The sequence below is a fragment of the Fulvivirga sp. AWR4_260 genome, from assembly GCF_056158185.1.
Window position 1 is genome coordinate 1,301,596 of sequence record NZ_JBSWSU010000001.1, and the last position, 22,139, is coordinate 1,323,734.

A 22,139-nucleotide genomic window follows, 5' to 3' on the forward strand; every position below is an offset into this window, starting at 1 on the left:
TGTTTTGAACAGAGAGAAAGCATTTTGCAAGCTAAATACGACATGCTTTGTAATAACCAATAAATAATATGGAAACAAATACTACACATATCTCCATATTAGGTTTAGGCTGGCTTGGCCTACCCTTGGCTCAATATTTACAAAAAAAGGGCTATGGCATAAGGGGTTCTGTACATAGCATTGAGAAGTTGTCTTCTTATAACCACTTTCCCTTTGGAGTTACAAGAATTAGTTTAGAAAAGGATCAGATTAAAGGTGATTGGGAAGCATTCTTGCATGATGCGAATGTTTTGATTATTTGTACTCCTCCACGTATAAGTCAGCAAGGAAAAGAAAATTACCTTAGCCAGATCAGGCAGGTTGTTGCTAATACATCATCACAAACCAAAGTGATTTATACCAGCTCAACCAGTGTTTATGGCAATGGTGAGCAACCTATTACAGAAAATGAGCCGCTAAAGCCAGAGCGAGAATCAGGAGAGGCTGTGGTTGAAGCGGAAAGGGTTTTAAGACAGCATTTCAATGAGAATCTAACTATCCTGCGGTTTGCAGGACTCATTGGTCCGGATCGACATCCAGGAAAGTTTTTGGCAGAAAAAAGAGCTTTACGTAATGGTTTGGCTCCTGTGAACTTGGTTCACCTCGATGATTGTATAGGTATAATCCATTCTGTAATTAAAAAGCAGGTTTACGGAGAGGTTTTTAATGTATGCTGCAGTGAGCATCCTCAGCGTAAAACATATTATGAAAAAGCTGCTACTATTTTAGGGCTTACACCGCCAGTTTTTAAGGAAGAGACTGGAGGCGTGTACAAGATAATAGATAACAGCAAGTCTATACAATTGTTGGGTTATCAGTATAAATATAATAATCCTGAAGAGCTTTTTACTAATCAGCATTCGGGTAAAATAACCATTGTGGGGGCCGGGCCGGGGGCTATGGGCTGCCTTACCTTGAGGGCGTATGAGGCTGTAGAGCATGCCGAGGTTATTTTATATGACAACTTGGTTTCTAAGGAAATTCTAGACATTAACCCTCAGGCCGAGTTCATTTATGTAGGGCGAAAGTTTGCAGATAAGTCTAACCAGCAAGACCGACAGAATAGAATCAATGAATTACTTCACCTGCATTATAAGCAAGGGCGAAATGTAGTAAGGTTGAAATCAGGAGATCCATATGTATATGGGCGTGCAGCAGAAGAGGCAAGATACCTTACAGCACACCACCTTCCTTTTGAGATAGTGCCAGGTTTGTCAGCGGCACTGGCTGCGGCTAACCTTAATAATATTCCGGTAACGGAAAGGGGCAAATCAAATGCGTTTATGATTTGTACAGCTCATACCGCTGATTATTCATATGAACAATTAAATGGTATAGCAGCATTGCTGAAGGCGGGAAATTCCTTAGCGGTGTATATGGCTATGAAAAGTTTGGATAAACTTATTCCTAAGTTAATAGAGGTGTGTGAGGATGATACTATTCCGATCACAGCTGTAGCTAATGTTTCCAGAGAGAATGAGCAGGTGCTTACGAGTACATTAAAAGACATTCAAGAAGATGTAGAAAAGGCTGACTTGGCGATGCCTGTAGTGTTTTTAATAGGTGTAAAACCCATTAGATAATGAAAGAAGGAATATTACTTTGCGGACATGGAACCAGAAGAAAAGCTGGAACGGAAGCTTTTAAAGAACTGGTGGGGCTTTTAAAAGAGCGTTATCATGATTATGAAGTAGATTATGGTTTTTTAGAGTTTAATCATCCGCTCTATGAAGCAGCTGTAGAAAGGCTTTATGAGAAGGGGGTAAGGGTAATTTATGCGTTGCCGGTAATATTATTTGCTGGTTCGCATGCCAAAAATGATATCCCTTACGAGTTAAATACTATACAAAGTTATTACCCTGATTTGACCATTAAAATGGGAAGGCACTTGGGCGTAAGTTCGTATTTGCTCGATTTGTCCAAAAAAATACTTTCCGAAAAAGAAGCAGAGCTCAGTCTTGTAGATAGAAAGGAGACGTGCCTAATGGTAGTGGGGAGAGGTACAACTGACCCTGACTCCAACTCTGATGTGCATAAATTATGCAGCATGCTTTGGGAAGGAATGGGGTACGGGTTTGCCACTGTCAGCTATAGCGGCACTGCATATCCAACTGTGGCAGAATCCTTAGCGATGGTAGATAAGCTAGGCTTTAAAAGAACCATTGTAATACCTTTCTTTTTCTTCACAGGTATTTTATTAGAACGAATTTACCAGTCAGTAGATGATTTTAATGCTAGTTCAAACCTTGATTATGTGTATACAAAATCTTTTGGTACTGACGAACTGATATTGCAGGCCTTTGATGAAAGGCTTAAAGACGTGCAAGAGGGCACAGGTAATATGAACTGTCAGATGTGTAAATACAGAAAACAAATTATTGGTTTTGAAGAACAAGTAGGGCAGGAGCAAATTGGACATCACCTCAATGTGAAAGGAGTTTTGTTTGAAGAAGATGAAAAAGTAGGGGAGAAAGCTGGAGTGGTCAAAAAGGTGAAAAAACTATTAGGTATATAATGGGTACGGGCTTGATTACTGGTGTTTCGTTGGGGCCGGGAGATCCCGAGTTAATTACCCTAAAAGGATTAAAGGCGTTACAGGAAGCGGATATAATATATTACCCAGGTTCGGTTTTTAGTGATGGAAAAAAGGATAGTTATGCTTTATCTATATTAAAACATTATGACCTTTCTGTTGAAAAAATGCAAGGCTTCTACCTAAAAATGGATTTAAATAGAGCCAGTGCGGAATCTACCTATGAGGGTGTCTATAATGAGATTAAAAAGCGATACTCTCAGGGAAAAAATATTGTAGTGGTTACGGAAGGTGATGCAGGTACATATAGCTCCTTTTCGTATTTATTGAGGCGCTTTAAACATGATGAAATGAGTGTGAATGTGATCCCTGGAGTAACCTCATTTATAGCCGCAGCAGCTCGGCATACTGTGCCACTTAGCTTACAAAGTGATAAGATTTTTATAGCAGCCAGGATAGCGGATGAAGAGCAATTAAAAGAGTGTTTCGAAAATTATGATACGATAGTGCTCATGAAAATACGTTCGGTTATTGATAACATCTATAATGTTTTAAGTCGCACGAACTATCAAATCTACTACGTAGAAAGGTTAGGAACTGATCGTGAGTTTCTAAGCACAGATTTAAAAGAGATTAAAAATAGAGAGATACCATATTTCTCATTAATGATAATAAAAAAATGAAAATAACGGTAGCTGGTATTGGCCCAGGAAACGATGCATATATTCTGCCATTGGTGACTTCAGCCCTCACTCATGCCGAAGTGGTTATTGGTTACGATTATTATTTTCAGTTTATCGGTACTTACCTTGCTGATGGCTGTGAATGTATTGCTATGCCTTTGGGTAAGGAGGAGGAAAGAGCGGCTGTAGCTATTGAAAAAGCACTAGCGGGAAATAATGTGGTAGTAATAGGTTCTGGTGATGCCAGTATTTATTCAATGGCGGCTATCGTTTATGAAATGGTCTCAAAATCGGATAATGCTGCTGCTGATGACATCTTGTTGGAAACATTGCCAGGAGTATCAGCTTTTTTGGCTGCTGGCAGTAAGCTGGGGGCTCCGTTAGGCCATGATTTTTGCTGTATTTCTTTGTCAGATCTTATGACACCATGGGGTACTATTGAAAAGAGGATAAGGGCTGCGGCTATGGGTGATTTCGTCACTAGCCTTTATAACCCACGAAGTAAAAAGAGATATTGGCAGCTAGGAAGACTAAAGGAAATATTTTTAGAAGAAAGGTCTGCTGAAACACCTGTGGCCATAGTGAGGCAGGTTACTCGTGATGATGAAAATATTAAAATTACCACATTGGGAGAACTTGACCCTGCCGATGTGGATATGTTCAGTTTGGTGATGATAGGCAATTCTCAGACTTATCAGTACAAAGAGTATTTAGTAACCCCAAGAGGATATTTAAATAGAAAGCCGCATACGGGAGAAGAAATTCAGCAAGAAAGCTTCAGGATAGTTACTGAACATTTGCAAAACCTTCCATTGAGCGTGGCTGATAAATGGGCCATTACAAGGGTAATACATACTACTGGGCTCATCGAAGATTATAAAACATATGAAGCTACTGAAGGAGCAATAGAAAAATGGTATCAATACTTACTTGATGGTGGAGACATAGTAACTGATGTAACTATGGTGAAGTCTGGGATAACAAAAGCTTTTAGCGAAAAGTATGGTAATACCATTCATTGTTTTTTGAATGATGAAGAGGCAAAAAGGGATGCAGAAGAAAGTAACTTGACCAGAACTCAGGCTGGAATAAAAAAGGCTGCTAAGCTATTGCCCAATGCTTTGTATGTAGTTGGAAATGCCCCCACGGCTCTGATGGAACTTACCGATGAGTTGCAGCGCAACCCTGATTTTAAACCTGTAGGCATTATTGGCGTGCCCGTTGGGTTTGTGAATGTGGTAGAGAGCAAAGCTCAGCTTAAGCAGGCAGATGTAGATCAAGTAATAATAACTGGTAATAGAGGAGGGAGTAATGTGGCAGCTGCCATTGTTAATGCGGCTTATACTCTACCTCAGGCAGCCGATTATTTTTCAAAAAACGTAGTGGAGCATGAAAATATTTAGTGAAGAAGAAAGCCAGCTGCTTCGAGAGATTATGGTTTCTCGAAGAGATGTGCGGGGGAATAGGTTTTTGAATGATCCTATTGAAGAAGAAAAGCTGGAAGAAATATTAATGGCTGGCATCAATGCCCCATCCGTTGGTTTTAGCCAACCTTGGGAGTATGTGGTCATTCAGGATCCTGAAACTAAGCTGCAGATTAAAGAAAGCTTTGAGCAAGAAAATGAAAAAGCTAAAACTCAATTTGGAGCGGATAGAAAGGACCTTTATAGCGCTATGAAGTTGGAGGGTATAATGGAGTCTCCTGTAAACATTGCTGTTTTTTATAAGCCATCGGAGAGTGCCGTTTTAGGTCAAACTACTATGAAGGAAGCTGGGGTTTTTAGCGTGGTGTGCGCTATTCAAAATATGTGGCTCATGGCGCGTGCATTAAATATTGGTATGGGGTGGGTCAGTATTATTGATCCTGAAAAGGTAAAAAAAATATTGAAGGCTCCTGATCAAAACCAGTTAGTTGGCTACTTGTGTCTGGGGTATGTAAATGAATTTTTGCCCATACCCGAGTTAGAGATGAAGAAGTGGGAGCAGCGTAAAAAGTTAAAAGAAGTATTGTTCTACAATAAGTACAATGGATGATTACCTCTACCGAAAATATTAACTATTATTTGGTGGGGTTAGGAAACCGTAACCCAGCAAATCTTCACCCAGACCTGCTGCATGTGATTGCTGATTGTAGTGTGTTTTGTGGAGGCAAGAGGCATCATGAGTTAGTAAAGCACCTCTTGCCCGAAGACCATATTTGGATTACTATACAAGGTAAAATGCAGGTTGTGGCGGATGAATTGTGGAAACACAGCCAAGCGGTTGTGTTTGTTAGTGGCGATCCTTTCTTTTTTGGTTTCGGAAACACATTAAAAAGACTTTTGCCACAGGCTCGTTTATATTCATATCCGTATTTTAATTGCTTGCAGCTTTTGAGTAATAAATTCCAGCTAGACTATTCTTCGTTAAACACAGTGAGTCTACACGGAAGATCATGGGAGAAATTTGATGAGGCACTATTGGGTAATACGGCTCTTATAGGGCTTCTTACAGATAAAGCACACAGTCCTGCTCTAATAGCTCAGCGTATGATTGATTATGGTTTTGATAATTATTCCATGATTATTGGTGAGGAGTTGGATGGTGAAAAGGAACAAATAGGTCAGTTTACTTTGGCCGAAGCTGTAAACTATGAGGCCGCTGATTTGAATTGCGTTATTTTAATCAGGCAAAGTTCCCGCCCGTTAGAGTTAGGCATTTCTGATGCTGACTTTGTAACGCTCAAAGGAAGGCCGGGCATGATCACTAAAAAAGAAATACGCCTTGCTACAATTAGTCGCCTAGAGCTGCACCAGCATTCTTGTTTTTGGGATATTGGTTCTTGCACAGGAAGTATTGCTATTGAAGCAAAAAGGCAATACCCCTCTTTACAGGTAATAGCCATAGAAAAAAGGCCTGAATGTGAGGAGATATTAAAGCAAAATATAAAAATGCACCATGCTGTAGGTGTAGAAATTTATATCAATGATTTTTTTGAATTAGACATGTCTGCTATGCCTATACCTAGTGTGGTGTTTGTTGGTGGGCATGGGAATAGGTTAAAAGAAATGTTACTGATATTAGATGAATATTTGCCAAATACAGCACTAGTGGCAATGAACACTGTAACAGAAAAATCTCAATCCGTTTTTGAATCAACCATAAACTCTCTGGGGTATGACCATTTAGAAATGACAACCATACTTCTGAATGATCACAACCCTATAAAAATAATATCTGCACGTAAACCATGAAAAAGACCGTAATTATAGCTACCAGTGATAAGGCAATTATTTTGGGAAAAACGATCCAAAAGGAATTCCCGAAATCGCTCCTGGTTACGACCAGGCAAACTGGCGAGGAGCATGTGTCGCAAGTTGACAACTTTACCGACTTCTTAAATGATTATTTTCATAAAGCAGATAAGTTAATATTTATCTCTTCATTAGGGATTTGTGTTCGGTTGATTGCTCCTTTTATAAAAGATAAATACACTGATCCGGCAGTAGTTACGGTAGATGATCATGGCCTAAATGTGCAATCGGTACTCAGCGGGCATGTTGGTGAAGCCAATATATTGGCTAAGAAAATTAGCTCAATTACAGGAGGAAATGCTATAATTTCTACTTCTAGTGATCTGCAGGACATTTGGGCATTAGATACGCTAGGCCGCCAATTGGGGTGGAAGCAGCATAGTGCATACCCAATGAATGAGCTGGTAGCTTTATTTGTGAATAATAAGCCTACAGCTTTATTGGTTGAAGTTAAAACCAAGGAGACCGAAAAGCTAATTGAAAGTGCACCAGAGTTTGTTTCGGTGTTTTACAGTGAAAAAGATGTCGTTGTAGATAAGTATGAGTTACTTATTTACATTGGTTATCGAAAAACTAATTATAATATTCCTCAACTGTCATTTTACCCACCGGTACTTCACTTGGGTAGCGGCTGTAGTAAAGAATTAACAAATGATGTTTTCGTAAATCAATTAAAGGATTCATTTGTTGCTCAGGGTTTGGCCTTTGAAGCATTAGCTGGCTTTGGTTCTATAGATATTAAGGCAAAGCAATCTGCCTACCTGCATTTGGCCAAAACAGAAAAGTTTCCCTTTACCACTTTTACTGCTGAAGAATTAAATCGAGTAGAGGTGCCTAATCCGAGCGATGTGGTGAAAGAAAAGATTGGCGTTGATGGTGTCTCTGAGGCAGTAGCATTGCTGTTGTCTGGCAACGATCATTTGCTTATTGAAAAGCAAAAAGTGCTGTTGGAAAACGGTGAGAAGTTTACCTATGCTATTGCTCTGACAGCCACTGCGGAGCGGAAATCTAGTATAGCTATAGTAGGTGCAGGGCCTGGAGATGAGGAATTGGTTACAGTAAAAGGCAAGGCCCTATTAGAAAATGCGGACTGTGTATTGTATGCAGGGAGTTTAATTCCTGAAGAAATGCTCAATTGGTGCCAAGAAGGTGCTGTAGTAAGAAACTCCGCCTCTATGACTTTAGAGGAGCAGATTGATTTAATGAAAACGCATTATGAAAAGGGGCATAGCATAGTGAGGTTGCATTCAGGTGATCCTTCAATTTATGGAGCTATTCAAGAGCAGATGTCTGTAATGGATGAATTAGGTATGGATTACTACATAGTGCCAGGAATTTCGTCTTTTAACGCTGCGGCTGCCGTGCTGAAATCAGAATTTACTATACCTGAAGAGGTACAGACAATAGTACTTACAAGAGGAGAGGGAAAAACGCCTATGCCTGCGGCTGAAAAAATTAATGAAATGGCACGTATTCAGGCAACTATGTGCCTTTTCCTTAGTGCAGGTATTGCTAAAAAAGTAGAAGCACAGTTATTAGAGCATTATGCGCCTGATACTCCTGTGGCAGTATTATACAGACTTACTTGGAAGGATGAAGAAGTGTATACAGGTAAGCTCGAAAACTTGGCAGAAATAATTAAAAAAAGTAAGAAAACAAGAACAGTACTCATTATAGTGGGTAAGGCCATTGGAGCTAGAAAAAATAGGTCGCAGCTCTATAGTCATGACTGGGAGCATATTTTTAGAACTCACAAAAAGCATTTAGTAAAGGCATGATTTTAGTTCTTGGAGGCACCACCGAAGGCAAGAGCGTTATGAATATGCTCGAGGAGTATCGTTTGCCATATATCTACTCCACTAAAACTAAAGTGGAGTTTTATGAGGTGCAAGCAGGTACACAGCGGCATGGCGCCCTAGCGGAGCATGACTTGGAATACCTTATAGAAGAGGAGGATGTTAGAGTAATTATAAACGCAGCACATCCGTTTGCCGAGGAGCTACATCAAATGGTCTCTACGGTTTCTCTAGCCATGAAAGTGCCTGTAATAAGAGTTAGTAGAAGTTTTCCTTTACGAAGGCAACACCCGTTAATCCATTATGTAAGTAATTATGATGAGGCCATCAAGGTTTTGGCAGGTTATAACAATCCTATTTTGTTGGCGCTAACAGGTGTGCAATCTATCATACCACTTACCTCATACTGGGTTAACCATATTACTTACTTCAGGGTGCTACCACGAAAAACATCAGTACAGTTGGCTGCTGATGCTGATTTTCCTCTAGATCAACTGATTCAAGAACATATGTTTGAAACAGTGGAAGAAGAGTATAATTTGATTAAAGGTAAGGCAGTAGAAGTGGTACTTACAAAAGAAAGCGGTCTCACGGGTAAACTGGATGTGAAGATTGAGGCTGCACTAAGGGCGGGGGTGCCGATAATTATAATAAAGCGACCAACACTTCCCATGAGCGATTTTATAGCCGAAACACCAGATGAGGTGTATGCTAAACTTAATGAGCTACTTTCATTATGAGTTTGAGAGCTGTACCAAAAGGACCGTTAAGAGAAGGGTATACTACCGGAACATGTGCTGCTGCCGCTGCTAAAGCTGCCTTATGGTCAGTTTTTAATCAAAAAAATGCTGTAGATGTAAGCTTGCAGTTGCCCATAGACAAAGTGGTGACGCTGAAGCTTAATTCCTGTAACTTCTCCAAGCATGAGGCATACTGCAGCGTGATAAAAGATGCTGGTGATGACCCTGATGTAACGCATGGTGCAGAGATATTTTGCTATATAAAATTAATACAGGAGAAGGAGGTGGTTTTTAAGAGGGGAGAAGGAGTTGGTATAGTTACGCTGCCAGGGTTGGAGCTGCAGGTAGGGGAGCCAGCCATTAACCCTGTACCCAGAAAAATGATTGCCAATGCCTTGAATAAGTTGCTTCATGATTATGATATGGAATGTGGAGTAGAGGTGACTGTAGGAGTAAAAGATGGAGAGGCTTTAGCCAAAAGGACACTCAATGAAAGGGTTGGCATCATGGGAGGTTTATCCATTTTAGGTACAACAGGAATAGTAAAGCCGTATTCATCATCTTCATACATAGCTAGTATAGAGCAGGGGGTAGATGTGGCCATTGCCAATAATATTTTTGAATTGGTACTTAATTCTGGTGCCCGTAGCGAAAAGGCTATGCGCTCTTTATTTCCCAATTCTCCTGAGCAAGCATTTATACATTATGGAAATTGGATAGGGGAGACGCTAAGGAAGATAGCTAGTGCACCCATTAAAAAAGTAACAATAGGCATAATGCTGGGTAAGGCAGTAAAACTAGCCGAAGGTAGAACCGATACCCATAGTTGCGTGGCCAGCTGGAATAAAGAGTTTGTGATGAAGATGGCGGAGCAAGCTGGATATGGCATAGAAATATCCACAAAAATCACTGCATTGAATACAGCCGGGAGGCTGATAGAAATTTTTGATTTTAATGAGCAGGAACGCTTTTATCAAATGCTATTGAAGCATTGTTTTGCTAACTGTAGCTCCATTTTAAATACATGTCAGCTGGATTTATATCTAGTTGGTAAGGATAATGAACTTATAAAATATCATAATTATGATTACTAATATTATGCGGCCATTGCTGGCAGGGGTTTTACATTCTTTTGAGCCAGATCATGTTACGGCAGTTTCTGTATTAGCTGCAGAAAAGGCGATTACCCGTGAAAAAACTAAGCTAAGCACTGTCTTCAAAGCTTCACAGTGGGCATTAGGTCATTCAGTTACTCTGTTACTATTTGGTGGAATCGCTCTATTTTTCAAGAGCACCATGGAATTAGCCGTACATAATATTTCATGGTGGGCAGAGGTTTCTCTTGGTCCAATAATGATCTGGCTTGGAATTGTGGCTATCCGCAGAAATCATCAGATTAATGATTTAATGAAAAATCATAAGAAAATAGATGATCATGACCATACAGATAGTAATCCTATTCATTTACATGGTAAATCAGGTGAAGAAATTGCTATGAACCCATTGAGTAAGTCGTTTTATATAGGTTTGTTGCATGGGCTGGCAGGTACTGGTGGCGTGCTTACTTCTGCTTTAGTCATTAGTGCAGATTCTATAGGCGAAGCAGTGATGGTATTAATGGTAGAGTCACTAGGTATTGTGTTAGCGATGGGTGTTTATAGCTATTCTCTGATATTTATCACCAGTAGATTTATCGAGAAGCATCTAGTTGTTTTTAAAGTAATGAATGCCGCAGCAGGGAGTATGTCTATTTTATTAGGCGCCTATTGGATATTTAGAAGTGTAATGGATATGTAACGCCATTACACTTTTACAATGTTTTAATGTATGCTTTCTTCTTTTACCTGCGTGCCTATGGCCCAGTAATTACCCGCAAAGTCAAGGAAGGCTCCACGTTGGTCAGGGTCATTTTCTTTTACTTCGGGTGTTGAAATGGCCTCACACCCAGCTTCAATAGCTTTTTTAAATGTGTTTTCTACATCTGGTACATATACATGAAGCATTGAAGTATTTGAAGGATAATGAGCCGTGCTGTTACTCAGCATTATGATGGAGTCATCTATTTTCAATTCTGCATGTGCTATCTTATTTTCTTCATTAGTATAGCACCTCAATTCCTGAGCGCCAAAAATGGAAGTTAATAGTTCTATTAATCGAGGAGCATCATCCACTATAAGGTAAGGGGATAGTGAGTTGTAATTCTGAGGTTTAAACGCGCTATTCATGATGTCTTTTTTTATTAAGTTATAAAATGTATCAAACTTTTAATAGCGCATATTCCCAGAATTTATACTGTATAAAATAAAAAAAGCTGCCCGTTTAGAGCAGCTTTTCATTTTCAAGGAAATGGTTTGTTATTTTACTCCGTAGAATTGAATATTATCGAAGTATACAATTTCATTTATAGAGTTATTATCAACTTCTATTACCAACTGAGCGCTTGAGTGTTGTTCTTCGATTACGCCCGAAACAATGTTCCATTTATTAAATAAGTTAGGGTAAGTTTGATCTATATAATCTCCTTTTTCTTTGTTGGTTTCAAGAATTGGAATTTTCTCTCCATCTACTATCACATACATGTTAATGTAATCGTAGTAATCATATTCTACACCATCATTTTTTCTATCATATACCCAAATACTGGCTTGTACTGTTACATTTAAATACTGGCTAATGTCTACTGCGTCAAATGTTAAGACCATTCTACCATCAATGTCACTCATTTCATATCCATGATCTCCATCAGGGAATCCACCGTTTAATACAGTTGCTTTTGTAACACCTACATAATCTCCATCAGTAAGTCCAACTGAATCTCTTGTGTTTATATAGCTAGCTTTGAAACCAATTTCTTCGCCTACCGACACGTAGTTTACAGTAGGTTGATCGGGGTGATTGTCTAAATCATGGTTTGTTAGCGGTGAGTAAGTATCATAGTATAATTTATCTATAGTAGTGCTAGGCTCTTCAAAGCTGGTATAAGCAAATAGTTGTTTATTCTCATCTTCTCTAATGGTAATTGCTGAAGAGGTGTTGTTTCCGGCCTCCAATCCATCAGATAAGTTCGTAATCGTAAGTTTTAACTCTGTATCATCTGTAGTGATGTCATCGTTTACAGGTATGATGTGAAAAGCAATATAGCTACTATCTTTAGGTATAGTAAAGTCCATTTCATCCCCATTTTGGATTACAGGGTCAGTAGTATATTTTTTTCCATATGCAGTTCCCTCTAGGGTTTCTACTTTTACGGTGAAGTGTTCTTCTTTAAAGGCAGGTCTTGATAAGTCAATAAATACCCGTGTTCCGATAGTATTATTTTCGGCTACAGATTGCTTAGTATCTCTGAAAGAGATCGTAATTGGAGAGGTGTCAACATCGTCTGGATTCACATCATCTCCGTCATCGGAGCATGAAGTAAATATACCCAAGCCAATAAATAGATATGCTAAGTATTTAAATTTCATAAGTCTTAAATTTTGTATTTGAGTTAGATTACTTCAAGACCAGAGAAAAAATCATGCAAAGCGCAAAACGGCTCAAAATGGAGGCAAATGCATTTAGGGGTGTCCCAGTAATTCCACGGTTCATGGAATATTATAATCAGTGTGTGAGATTTTACTCAGTTATTTCGTAATGCTAAAGTCATCGATTTCCATTATATTACAAGCTCTTATAGTTAACCTGAAGTAGTTTTAAACAGTTTTATCGCAATGCCAGTAAGATGTGGATGGGCCGAGGGGCAATTTGATGAGTATATTAGCTATCATGATAATGAATGGGGAGTGCCTGTACATGATGATCAGGTGCATTTTGAGTTTTTAATTTTGGAGGGAGCGCAGGCTGGGCTGAGTTGGTCTACCGTGCTAAAAAAGAGAGAAAGCTATAGAGAAGCATTTTCTAATTTTGACCCTAAAATGGTGGCTCAGTATAACGATGAAAAAATTGCAGAATTAATAAATAATGCAGGCATTATAAGAAATAAACTGAAGATAAATGCTGCAGTGAATAATGCCAAGTGTTTTTTGAAAGTGCAGCAAGAGTTTGGCTCTTTTGATAAATACATTTGGAATTTTGTAGGCAATAAGCCCATAAAAAATAGCTGGAATAGCTATAAAGAAGCTCCAGCCACTTCGCCAGAGTCTGATGCCCTGAGCAAAGACTTAAAAAAGCGAGGGTTTAAATTTGTAGGGAGTACTATTATGTATGCTTATATGCAAGCATGTGGATTGGTAAACGATCACTCCACTGATTGCTTCAAATATCACTCGTGAATCTTTAACCTTTAAAATTAAATAGTATATGAAAAAATTGGCCTTTTTATTCATATTAGGTCTTACAGTTGGCTGTCATCAAGAACTATCTCAAGGTCAGGAAGACTGCATAGATGAAAGTAAAATCAATGCAGAAACAATGTGTACCAAAGAGTATATGCCTGTGTGTGGGTGTGATGGCAAAACCTATGGCAATAAATGTGAGGCAGGAGCTGCAGGGCTTACCTCATGGACCGGTGGTGCTTGCCCTGACAAACCTTAAAATATTATAAAGCAAGTATGATGCTTTTTTTGGGGATGTTGATTAGCCACATTCCCATTAAAGTGTCTTCTTTAATTATAGGTGAAGAATAAATCAAAGTATCCGTTTTCTTTTGCACATTATCATTAAGCATTGATACATCGGTGTTCTCGTAATGGTATGCATCCCAAATTCTTTCTGCCAAAGGTTCTTTTATTTCATCTTTGGTTGTTATTCTGCTAATCTGCGCATCCATTTCATTGGCCATATTAGCCGCTTCTATACTGTCCGCTTCTAGCGTCTTTACTATTTTTCTTCCCGTAACCAATGCTTGTTCAAACACTTGCTCTTCTGTTACTTGCTTAATCTCTCGCTGATTCATTTCCTTTTTAAAGGCTGCTCTCTGTTTGTTAGAAAGTGAATTATCACAGCTAACTATTATGGTGCACAAGGCTATAAAAAAGCAAATTCTCATATTATGATAGTGTTTTTGTGAATATTTCGCAAAGCTACAACTTAATCGTAGCGGTTTTATTAATTTTGTTGTAATAATAGGATAATCGTTATGATTCATAAGTTAGAAGAAATAAAAGACAGGTTTGTAGAAGTAGGGCAGCTCATTGTTCAGCCAGATGCAATGTCTGACATGAAAAAATATTCGCAATTGAGCAAGGAGTATAAAGACCTTGAGAAAATTGTAAATAAATACGATGAGTATAAAGATGTGCTTTCCAATATCGATAATGCTAAGGAAGTAATAAAAACAGAGAAGGATGAGGAGTTTAGAGATATGGCTAAAATGGAGCTGGATGAGCTAGAGCCAAAAAGAGATGAGCTAGAGGCTGAATTGAAAAAGATGCTTATCCCTAAAGACCCTAATGACGATAAAGATGCTATTCTGGAGATAAGAGCGGGTACTGGTGGTGATGAAGCGGCTATTTTTGCAGGAGACTTATTCAGGATGTATCAACGTTATTGTGAGAAAAATGGCCTTAACCTCACTGTGTTAGACCTTACCGAAGGTACCAGTGGTGGATATAAAGAAATAGTAAGTACTGTTTCTGGAAGTGATGCATACGGTACATTAAAATTTGAGTCGGGTGTTCACCGTGTACAAAGGGTGCCGCAAACAGAAACTCAGGGTCGTGTACATACTTCAGCAGCTACTGTTGCCGTTTTACCTGAAATGGATGAAGTGGAAGTAGATATTGACATGAACGATGTACGTAAAGATACATTCTGTTCTTCAGGTCCTGGAGGTCAGTCAGTAAATACAACTTACTCTGCAGTAAGGCTTACTCATGGACCTACCGGAATAGTGGTTTCATGTCAAGATCAGAAATCGCAGATTAAAAACTTCGAAAAAGCCCTCAAGGTTTTAAGATCCAGAATTTATGAAATAGAATTAGCCAAACATAATGAAGCCGTTGGTGCGCAGAGAAAATCTATGGTAGGTAGTGGTGACCGTTCTGATAAAATTAGAACTTATAACTATCCTCAGAGCCGTGTTACAGATCATAGAATAAACTACAGCCAACATAATTTACCTTCTGTTATGGATGGTGAAATAGATGAATTTATTGAGCAACTTCAGTTGGCCGAAAGTGCCGAGAAAATGAAAGAAGGAGCTTGATATAAAAATAATCCGTAATAGTTTATAAAGTATATTTTGAAATACCTCTGTCTCTCTCTTGTCTTATTGGCTGCTTTTTGGGCTTGTACACCCGAAGAGGAGAAAATTACTAATGATAGTTCTGCTGCCTTAAGGTTCTCGCAGGACACTGTTTTTTTTGATACTTTGTTTACATCTGTAGGTAGCATTACCCAAAGACTGAAAGTATTTAACGATAACGATAAGGCAGTAGAGATCAGTAAAATTACTTTAAACCAAGCCAACAGTCCTTACACAATCTATATTAATGGAGATGAAGGAGATGCTTTTGAAAATGTTAGGCTTCTCGGTAAAGACAGTATGTTGGTTTTGGTAGAGGTTACTATCAATCCATCAGACGAGAACTTACCTTTTATTGTTGATGATCAGATAAATTTTGAAACCAATAATAATAAACAAGATGTAAAACTGGTTTCTTGGGGGCAAGATGCACACTTTCTTAGAGATTCTGTGTTGGCTTGTAACAGTGTGTGGACAGCAGACAAGCCGTATGTTATATACAACTCTGTGCTTATTGATTCATTATGCTCACTAACTATTGAGCCCGGTACCAAAATTTACTCTCACAATGGGTCTTATATTTTTGTTCAAGGCACCATTTTGGCCAATGGTACTGCAGAAAATCGCATACTTTTCCAGAACGATAGGTTAGACTACAAAAATACACCGGGGCAATGGGGAGGAATTATCTTTTTGGAAGGGAGTAAAAGTAATAGCTTCAATTATGCTGACATTCGAAATGCTGAAGTAGGTATTTACCTAGGCACGCCTGATGATGACAATGAAGCTGATTTAATTGTGGCCAATAGCACTATCGAAAATATTGGAGGCGTAGCCGAAATACCGATTTCAGGAGGAGTAGTAATGCCCGGTTATGGAGTACTTGCCATTACCTCTGATTTGTACATGTGTAATACCCTCATTAATAATTGTGCTATTAACGCTTTGGGTAATTATGCCGGTGGCAATTATCAATATAATCACTGCACCTTTGCTAATTATTCTTTTGATTTTTTTAGAGAAGATCCCTCAGTGGTACTTGCCGATAATTTAGTAATCGGGCAAGGCCAATTGTTGGTTGATGACCTTAACGTAGAATTGGTGAATTCAATTATTTGGGGAAGTCTACGTAGTGAGTTAGTCATTAACAATGGCGGAGGAGCTGCTTTTTCTATAGCTATGAATAATAATTTGATAAGAACGGAAGATGAATCATTAGATGTAAACGGCAATATTTTAAATGAAGATCCAAGGTTTATCAACCCCAGTGATTATGACTTTAATTTAGATACTTTGTCAGTAGCTAAAGATGCCGGTATTGCTACTACTATACTTACCGATCATGATGGTAAGGACAGAGATAATACACCAGACCTTGGGGCTTTTGAAAGAATAGAAAAGGAATAATGCATATTTTTCAGAAGGAGATTAAACTGAAACCCAGAAGTAGAGGCTTTCATCTTATCACTCATGAGATAGACGGGGCTATGCCCGAAATAAAGCATATTAACATAGGTACTTTACAGGTATTTATTAAACATACTTCAGCCAGCTTATCTATAAATGAAAATGCTGATCCTACGGTAAGAGTTGATTTCGAATCTCATTTTAATGAGATGGTGCCTGAAAATATGCCATATTATAAACACACCTTGGAGGGATCAGATGATATGCCGGCTCACATTAAGGCTTCTTTGTTGGGGGCTACAGTGTCTGTTCCTATTACTAATGGAGAATTGAACTTAGGCGTTTGGCAAGGGATTTACCTTTGCGAGCACCGAGATTATGGAGGCAGCCGCAATGTAGTTGTTACTGCCATGGGTATTTAAAATAACTTAATAGACTATGATGGCGTTTTCAAAGTATGAAAAAGTCACTAGTTTGGTTTAAAAATGACCTTCGATTAACCTATAATCTTACCTTAAACGCTGCCTGTAAAGATGCGGACAAGGTATTGGCGCTTTACATTTTCGATCCTAGAGAGTGGGGCCAACATAAGCTGGGCTTTTCTAATTTAGGGGGCTACAAGTTTCAATTTGTGGCGGAGAGCCTCTTAGAGTTGCGAGAAAAGATTGCAGCTAAAGGAGGAAACATCATTGTCAAAATTGGTGAGCCCGAAATTATTATTCCTCAAATTACTCGTGATAATCAAATTACAAATGTATATGCAACTGCAGAAGATGCTTTTGATGAAAAGGCAGTGCAAGCAAAAACAACTGTAGCTTTAAAGCAATTTGATATCCAACTTCATCTGATTGAGCAAAGTACGCTAGTTGAAATCCATCAATTACCATTTGCGGTTGAAAATGTGCCAGATCAATTTACTACGTTTAGAAAAAGCGTGGAGAAAGCGTGGCGTGTTTCCGATTTAGAAACGTGTGATGTGTCTTTTGGTAAATGGCCGTCTCCAACATCAATACCGGCAGCTTCTGATTTAGGCATTGATGTTGAAGTCTGTGATGCTAGGGCTGACTTTAAATTTACAGGGGGTGCAGATGCAGCTGAAAAACGATTGAAGTATTACCTCTGGGATTCTGGTAAAGTTGCCAATTATAAAAACACAAGGAATGAATTGGAAGGCCCTGATTATTCATCTCGGTTGTCTGCTTGGTTAGCTGTTGGGGCTATTTCTTCTCGTCAGGTTTATCACGAAGTTAAAAAGTACGAAGCTCAGAAGGTTAAGAATGAATCTACTTACTGGCTTATTTTCGAATTACTTTGGAGGGACTTTTTTAAAATCATGACCAAAAAACATGGTAATAAAATCTTTTTAAAGCATGGTTTTTCTTCCAATCAGCTTCGAATGAATAATGATCCAAATCTTTTTTTGAAATGGAGATTAGGAGAAACCGGTCAGCCTTTTATTGATGCCTGTATGAAAGAGTTGATGCATACTGGGTATATGTCTAATCGCGGCAGACAAATTGCAGCTAGCTACCTCATAAATGAACTAGAGGTGAATTGGACATGGGGTGCGGCATGGTTTCAAAATAGGCTTATTGATTATGATCCTTCTAGCAATTGGCTTAACTGGGCGTACATTGCAGGGGTAGGTAACGATCCTCGCAAAGGCAGGCATTTTGATGTGCAATGGCAAAGCCAAAAGTATGATCCTAATGGCGTGTTTGTACGCAAATGGGGGTAGCATTACGACTTATTTGCTTCTTGCTCACGTAATTATTAAAAACTTCTTATTTCTACTATTGTTAATTTCTTTATGAAAGAAAAAATATTACTCACCATCCTGAGTGTATTACTGACAGGTATTTGCTGGGGACAAAATATAAATCACAAAGTATTTTTAATTGGGAATACCGTAGATATCAAGGATAAAGATGCTTTTGTAACGCACTTTTCTGAGATATTACAAAAAGAAAAATCTCCATATACTATAGTTTTCAATGGGGATTTGATCGATAAAAAACCAGCAGGAGATAATTTGAAAGAGATGAAACACTTGCTGAAGGAGATAAGTAAAGTGTCGAAAGGGAAAATTATAGTGGTGCCAGGAGATAGAGATTGGGATAACTCTGGTAAAAACGGTTGGGATTATGTAAAGGACTTAGGGCATGAAATAAGAGGCATGAAACTCAAGAATGTAGAGTGGCCAAATGATGATGCATGTCCCGGGCCTAAAGATATTTTTTTAAATGACAATTTATTGCTCATTACTATTGATACGCAGTGGTGGAATCATCCTTATAGAAAAGTAATGCCTGCCGATGCAGATTGTAAAGTATCTACCACCAGTAGTTTTAAAGAAGAGTTTACCGAGTTAATTGAGGAAAACGGGGATAAAAATATTCTGATAGTGGGGCATTTTCCTTTGATGTCATCCGGGCATTACGGTGGGCGCTATACATTAAAAGACTGGATTTTTCCGGTGCCTGTATTTAAAGGAGTAATCACATCTTATCATCAAAATATTGGAAGAGCAAAGGACCTTTCTAATAAGAACTTTCAGCCTTTCGCCCATATGATGAACAATGTTATAGGGGAGTACAATTCTGTGATTTATGCTTCAGCCCATGAAAAGGATATAGAGATAAGAAAGCAGGGCAATAATTATTATATCAATAGTGGCTTGCCTGAGGGGGCGGGTTTTGCCGCAACCAATAACAACACAGCTTTTGCCACTGAGCAGGCAGGAATTATGAGTGTAAACTATTTTGATAATGGTAAAACTACTGCTACCTACCTACCTTATGGCTCAAAAAAAAATGAAGAGTTCCCTCTATTTGTATCTAAATGCTATAGTGATACACTAAAGCATGCTGTAAATGATAGGTTCATGCCGTGTATGCCAGACACTGCTATTTCTGTTCACGAGCCTACATCAAAATATACAACCAAAGTAGCAGGAAAAGAATATAAGCGAGGCCCTTTTTATAAATGGCTACTGGGAGACCATTATAGGAGTAGTTGGACTACCACAGTAGAGGTCCCGTATTTAGATATGGATACAACCTTTGGTGGGTTAACGCCATATGCTGTAGGAGGAGGGAGACAAACCAGTTCATTGAAAATTAAAGGTGGCAATGGAATGGAGTATGTTTTCCGTTCTGTAAATAAAGATCCCATAAAGGCATTGCCGTATGAATTGAGGGGTACAGTGGTAAGTAGCGTGTTAAGAGATCAGACCACCACGCAACAACCCTACGGAGCTATGGCTGTAAGTGTAATGTTAGACGAGTTGAATGTATTACATGCTAGGCCAGTACTATATGTTATGCCTGAAAGTAAACGGTTGGGCGCATTTAACAATGGTTATAGTGAAATGCTCGGGATGTTAGAAGAGAAACCCATCAACCCTAAAAAAGTAGATAGCGTATTTGCTGGTGCTGATGAAGTGGAGCACACCATACGTATGTTCAGAGAGTTGTATGAAGACAATGACAATGAAATAGCACAAGATGAATTTTTGGAGGCGAGAGTTTTTGATATACTCATTGGTGATTGGGGTAAGCATGAAGATAACTGGAAATGGGTAGGCTTTGAAAAAGAAAAAGGAATACTTTATAGACCTGTACCTCGAGATCGTGACCACGCTTTTTCTCGGTGGGATGGCGCATTGCCATGGATTGCCGATAGGGAGTGGGCTAAGGCCAGTGGCGAAAACTTTGATTATAAAATAAAAGGGTTAAGGAGTTTAATGTGGCAGGCTCGGCATATGGATAGACCCCTTACCAATGAAGCTACTTTAGCTGATTGGCTTCAGGCTGCAGATCGGGTGCAGACAAATATTACCGATGAGGTGATAGAAAAGGCGGTGAGAAGTATGCCTTCAGAAATTTACGAGCCAGATGGAAAGGAGATAGAAGATAAGCTGAAAGCACGTAAAAAGGATTTGAAGTTATATGCCGAAGAGTATTATCATATGATGGCAAAAGACGTAGATGTAGTGGGGACGGAAAAAGATGAAATCTTTGATGTAGTAAGGTTAGAAAATGGTGATGTGCATGTCAGGGTTTATAAAAATAAAGATGATCAGCGTGGCAAATTACTTTATGATAGAGTGCTTCACCCCAAGGAGACCAATGAAATCAGGCTGTTTGGTTTAGATGATAAGGATATTTTCAATATTTCGGGTAATGTTAAAAGATCGATTTTAATTAGGGTTATTCCCGGCCCAGAAAAGGACAGCATCAACGACCAGTCAACGGTTAAAGGCTTGAGGAAGCAAACCATTGTATACGAAAAAGGAAAAACAGAGGCTTTTGCTTTAGGGGAGGAAGGTAAGCTCTCTACCAATAAAAATTTAGATGCCTATCTATATGACCGCCAGTCATTCGCTTATGATACTTATTTTCCTCTGGCCTATATCTCTTATAATGCCGACAATGGATTAGCGTTAAATGCAGGAGTAAAGTTTACTCAGCAGCAGTATGGCAAACCTGATTTTGGTAGTATTCATGCGTTTAATGTTACAGCTACCACTATTGGTAATTTTGAGTTCGATTATAAAGGTAAATGGAGGTATGTTTTTGGCAAATGGGATACCTACATCAATACTTTTATAGGTTTGCCTCAGCGGCTCAATTATTATTTTGGTAGAGGGAATGACTCGTATAAAAATGAAGAATGGCGAAAGGGTGATTATTATGATATTCAGCATAATACTTACAGGTTAGAAGGAGGTGTAGAAAGAAACTTACTAAAAAGAAGCCACCTGCAGGCAGGTGTGGCGTATGAGTATAACAGTGAAGATTTGGAGAGTAACCCTGTGCTGGCAGCTTCAGAGTCTATTGGAGTGAGTTCGCCAGGTAAAATTGGGCAAAGTTTATTTATTGCTAGAGCAAATGCTGATTTTGACTTTAGGGACAAAGCCAATCTGCCTATGCGAGGAATGAGGTTTTGGGCTAATTATAACAATGGTGTTTATTTAAAAAATACCAACTTTGATAATTATGGAATTATAGACGGGGGCATAGAGCAATACATGTCTAACTATTGGCGTAACCCGATTACTTTTGGCGTTAGGGTTGGAGGATCCACTTCCTTTGGAGATGTGCCTTATTATCATTTAAAATATTTAGGACAGAATAATAACCTATTAGGTTATAGACGAAATAGGTTTACAGGTACATCCACTTCTTTTATAAATACTGAACTAAGACTGCAATTGTTAGAACGAAAAACCAGAGTGCTTCCTATAAAATTGGGAGTTCGAGGTTTTGCTGATGCGGGGCGAGTTTATGACCATCAAGATATTTCAGATAATTGGCATTCAGGGTTTGGTGCGGGTTTTTACTTGGTGCCTCTCGATGAGAAATTTAGCCTTAATGTGTCGGTTGGTTTCTCTGAAGAAGAATCCGGACTTTTATTGTTCAGCATAGGTAATGTTTTTAATTAAGACTTTGAATAGCATAGC

The 22,139-nt window shown here is 38.8% G+C and carries 20 protein-coding genes; 17 read left to right on the forward strand and 3 right to left on the reverse strand.

All coding sequences use genetic code 11. The features are described from left to right. Nucleotides 1-68: 68 nt before the first annotated feature. Genes cobA through ACXACQ_RS05525 form a run of 10 tightly spaced genes read left to right on the forward strand, consistent with a single transcriptional unit; the run spans nucleotide 69 to nucleotide 10,881 of the window. The gene (gene cobA, locus ACXACQ_RS05480; protein WP_474974927.1) at nucleotides 69-1,622 is read left to right on the forward strand and encodes a uroporphyrinogen-III C-methyltransferase; all 1,554 of its coding nucleotides are present in this window, start codon (nucleotides 69-71) and stop codon (nucleotides 1,620-1,622) included. Next, nucleotides 1,622-2,554, forward strand: coding sequence for a sirohydrochlorin chelatase (locus ACXACQ_RS05485; protein WP_474974928.1), 933 nt, complete (start codon nucleotides 1,622-1,624; stop codon nucleotides 2,552-2,554). The genes cobA and ACXACQ_RS05485 overlap by 1 nt, the downstream gene beginning before the upstream one ends. Next, nucleotides 2,554-3,255, forward strand: a complete 702-nt coding sequence (gene cobI, locus ACXACQ_RS05490; RefSeq protein ID WP_474974929.1) for a precorrin-2 C(20)-methyltransferase — start codon at nucleotides 2,554-2,556, stop codon at nucleotides 3,253-3,255. The genes ACXACQ_RS05485 and cobI overlap by 1 nt, the downstream gene beginning before the upstream one ends. After that, on the forward strand, nucleotides 3,252-4,658 hold the full coding sequence (cobJ, locus tag ACXACQ_RS05495; RefSeq protein ID WP_474974930.1) for a precorrin-3B C(17)-methyltransferase: 1,407 nt from the start codon (nucleotides 3,252-3,254) through the stop codon (nucleotides 4,656-4,658). Before cobI ends, cobJ begins: the two co-directional genes overlap by 4 nt. Next, complete coding sequence (gene bluB / locus ACXACQ_RS05500) at nucleotides 4,645-5,289, forward strand: 5,6-dimethylbenzimidazole synthase (RefSeq protein WP_474974931.1); 645 nt, start codon at nucleotides 4,645-4,647, stop codon at nucleotides 5,287-5,289. Before cobJ ends, bluB begins: the two co-directional genes overlap by 14 nt. Beyond that, on the forward strand, nucleotides 5,286-6,488 hold the full coding sequence (cbiE, locus tag ACXACQ_RS05505; protein ID WP_474974932.1) for a precorrin-6y C5,15-methyltransferase (decarboxylating) subunit CbiE: 1,203 nt from the start codon (nucleotides 5,286-5,288) through the stop codon (nucleotides 6,486-6,488). The genes bluB and cbiE overlap by 4 nt, the downstream gene beginning before the upstream one ends. Then, nucleotides 6,485-8,326 (forward strand): precorrin-4 C(11)-methyltransferase, encoded by a 1,842-nt coding sequence (cobM, locus tag ACXACQ_RS05510; protein ID WP_474974933.1) that lies wholly within the window; start codon nucleotides 6,485-6,487, stop codon nucleotides 8,324-8,326. Before cbiE ends, cobM begins: the two co-directional genes overlap by 4 nt. Then, the gene (locus ACXACQ_RS05515) at nucleotides 8,323-9,084 is read left to right on the forward strand and encodes a precorrin-6A/cobalt-precorrin-6A reductase (protein ID WP_474974934.1); all 762 of its coding nucleotides are present in this window, start codon (nucleotides 8,323-8,325) and stop codon (nucleotides 9,082-9,084) included. Before cobM ends, ACXACQ_RS05515 begins: the two co-directional genes overlap by 4 nt. Beyond that, entirely contained in the window at nucleotides 9,081-10,178 is a 1,098-nt protein-coding gene (locus tag ACXACQ_RS05520) for a cobalt-precorrin-5B (C(1))-methyltransferase (RefSeq protein ID WP_474974935.1), read from the forward strand. The genes ACXACQ_RS05515 and ACXACQ_RS05520 overlap by 4 nt, the downstream gene beginning before the upstream one ends. Next, nucleotides 10,168-10,881, forward strand: coding sequence for a hypothetical protein (locus ACXACQ_RS05525; RefSeq protein ID WP_474974936.1), 714 nt, complete (start codon nucleotides 10,168-10,170; stop codon nucleotides 10,879-10,881). Before ACXACQ_RS05520 ends, ACXACQ_RS05525 begins: the two co-directional genes overlap by 11 nt. A 23-nt stretch (nucleotides 10,882-10,904) precedes the next feature. On the opposite strand, the gene ACXACQ_RS05530 is transcribed toward ACXACQ_RS05525, so the two are convergent. Together ACXACQ_RS05530 and ACXACQ_RS05535 are read right to left on the reverse strand one after the other, a co-directional pair. Further along, complete coding sequence (locus ACXACQ_RS05530) at nucleotides 10,905-11,309, reverse strand: VOC family protein (protein WP_474974937.1); 405 nt, start codon at nucleotides 11,307-11,309, stop codon at nucleotides 10,905-10,907. Between the two features lie 129 nt (nucleotides 11,310-11,438). Further along, a complete protein-coding gene (locus ACXACQ_RS05535; protein ID WP_474974938.1) occupies nucleotides 11,439-12,548 on the reverse strand; it encodes a hypothetical protein in 1,110 nt (369 codons plus the stop codon). Between the two features lie 246 nt (nucleotides 12,549-12,794). Between ACXACQ_RS05535 and ACXACQ_RS05540 the strand changes: the two genes are divergently transcribed. Both ACXACQ_RS05540 and ACXACQ_RS05545 read left to right on the forward strand, forming a co-directional pair. Next, nucleotides 12,795-13,355, forward strand: coding sequence for a DNA-3-methyladenine glycosylase I (locus tag ACXACQ_RS05540; RefSeq protein ID WP_474974939.1), 561 nt, complete (start codon nucleotides 12,795-12,797; stop codon nucleotides 13,353-13,355). A gap of 28 nt (nucleotides 13,356-13,383) precedes the next feature. After that, on the forward strand, nucleotides 13,384-13,617 hold the full coding sequence (locus ACXACQ_RS05545) for a Kazal-type serine protease inhibitor family protein (RefSeq protein WP_474974940.1): 234 nt from the start codon (nucleotides 13,384-13,386) through the stop codon (nucleotides 13,615-13,617). Between the two features lie 4 nt (nucleotides 13,618-13,621). On the opposite strand, the gene ACXACQ_RS05550 is transcribed toward ACXACQ_RS05545, so the two are convergent. Beyond that, nucleotides 13,622-14,071 (reverse strand): hypothetical protein, encoded by a 450-nt coding sequence (locus tag ACXACQ_RS05550; RefSeq protein WP_474974941.1) that lies wholly within the window; start codon nucleotides 14,069-14,071, stop codon nucleotides 13,622-13,624. A 90-nt stretch (nucleotides 14,072-14,161) separates the two neighbouring features. Here ACXACQ_RS05550 and prfA point away from each other — a divergent pair, with 90 nt between their 5' ends. The 5 genes from prfA to ACXACQ_RS05575 all read left to right on the forward strand — a co-directional run bounded on the left by prfA (nucleotide 14,162) and on the right by ACXACQ_RS05575 (nucleotide 22,121). Then, entirely contained in the window at nucleotides 14,162-15,229 is a 1,068-nt protein-coding gene (gene prfA, locus ACXACQ_RS05555; RefSeq protein WP_474974942.1) for a peptide chain release factor 1, read from the forward strand. Nucleotides 15,230-15,265: 36 nt separating this feature from the next. Then, the gene (locus tag ACXACQ_RS05560; protein WP_474974943.1) at nucleotides 15,266-16,675 is read left to right on the forward strand and encodes a right-handed parallel beta-helix repeat-containing protein; all 1,410 of its coding nucleotides are present in this window, start codon (nucleotides 15,266-15,268) and stop codon (nucleotides 16,673-16,675) included. Then, entirely contained in the window at nucleotides 16,675-17,097 is a 423-nt protein-coding gene (locus ACXACQ_RS05565) for a secondary thiamine-phosphate synthase enzyme YjbQ (RefSeq protein ID WP_474974944.1), read from the forward strand. The genes ACXACQ_RS05560 and ACXACQ_RS05565 overlap by 1 nt, the downstream gene beginning before the upstream one ends. Before the next feature lie 35 nt (nucleotides 17,098-17,132). Continuing rightward, nucleotides 17,133-18,413 carry a DASH family cryptochrome gene (locus ACXACQ_RS05570; protein ID WP_474974945.1) on the forward strand — a complete coding sequence of 427 codons (1,281 nt, stop codon included), beginning with the start codon at nucleotides 17,133-17,135 and terminating at the stop codon, nucleotides 18,411-18,413. 72 nt (nucleotides 18,414-18,485) lie between these two features. Beyond that, the gene (locus ACXACQ_RS05575) at nucleotides 18,486-22,121 is read left to right on the forward strand and encodes a metallophosphoesterase (protein WP_474974946.1); all 3,636 of its coding nucleotides are present in this window, start codon (nucleotides 18,486-18,488) and stop codon (nucleotides 22,119-22,121) included. Nucleotides 22,122-22,139 lie beyond the last annotated feature (18 nt).

Bases quoted from the DNA above. Each gene is read 5' to 3' on its own strand.
- cobJ (WP_474974930.1), top strand. From the start codon at position 3,252: ATGAAAATAACGGTAGCTGGTATTGGCCCAGGAAACGATGCATATATT.
- ACXACQ_RS05485 (WP_474974928.1), top strand. From the start codon at position 1,622: ATGAAAGAAGGAATATTACTTTGCGGACATGGAACCAGAAGAAAAGCT.
- cbiE (WP_474974932.1), top strand. From the start codon at position 5,286: ATGATTACCTCTACCGAAAATATTAACTATTATTTGGTGGGGTTAGGA.
- bluB (WP_474974931.1), top strand. From the start codon at position 4,645: ATGAAAATATTTAGTGAAGAAGAAAGCCAGCTGCTTCGAGAGATTATG.
- ACXACQ_RS05550 (WP_474974941.1), bottom strand. From the start codon at position 14,071: ATGAGAATTTGCTTTTTTATAGCCTTGTGCACCATAATAGTTAGCTGT.
- prfA (WP_474974942.1), top strand. From the start codon at position 14,162: ATGATTCATAAGTTAGAAGAAATAAAAGACAGGTTTGTAGAAGTAGGG.
- ACXACQ_RS05565 (WP_474974944.1), top strand. From the start codon at position 16,675: ATGCATATTTTTCAGAAGGAGATTAAACTGAAACCCAGAAGTAGAGGC.
- ACXACQ_RS05545 (WP_474974940.1), top strand. From the start codon at position 13,384: ATGAAAAAATTGGCCTTTTTATTCATATTAGGTCTTACAGTTGGCTGT.
- cobM (WP_474974933.1), top strand. From the start codon at position 6,485: ATGAAAAAGACCGTAATTATAGCTACCAGTGATAAGGCAATTATTTTG.
- ACXACQ_RS05540 (WP_474974939.1), top strand. From the start codon at position 12,795: ATGCCAGTAAGATGTGGATGGGCCGAGGGGCAATTTGATGAGTATATT.
- ACXACQ_RS05570 (WP_474974945.1), top strand. From the start codon at position 17,133: ATGAAAAAGTCACTAGTTTGGTTTAAAAATGACCTTCGATTAACCTAT.
- ACXACQ_RS05525 (WP_474974936.1), top strand. From the start codon at position 10,168: ATGATTACTAATATTATGCGGCCATTGCTGGCAGGGGTTTTACATTCT.
- ACXACQ_RS05530 (WP_474974937.1), bottom strand. From the start codon at position 11,309: ATGAATAGCGCGTTTAAACCTCAGAATTACAACTCACTATCCCCTTAC.
- cobA (WP_474974927.1), top strand. From the start codon at position 69: ATGGAAACAAATACTACACATATCTCCATATTAGGTTTAGGCTGGCTT.
- cobI (WP_474974929.1), top strand. From the start codon at position 2,554: ATGGGTACGGGCTTGATTACTGGTGTTTCGTTGGGGCCGGGAGATCCC.
- ACXACQ_RS05515 (WP_474974934.1), top strand. From the start codon at position 8,323: ATGATTTTAGTTCTTGGAGGCACCACCGAAGGCAAGAGCGTTATGAAT.
- ACXACQ_RS05520 (WP_474974935.1), top strand. From the start codon at position 9,081: ATGAGTTTGAGAGCTGTACCAAAAGGACCGTTAAGAGAAGGGTATACT.
- ACXACQ_RS05535 (WP_474974938.1), bottom strand. From the start codon at position 12,548: ATGAAATTTAAATACTTAGCATATCTATTTATTGGCTTGGGTATATTT.
- ACXACQ_RS05575 (WP_474974946.1), top strand. From the start codon at position 18,486: ATGAAAGAAAAAATATTACTCACCATCCTGAGTGTATTACTGACAGGT.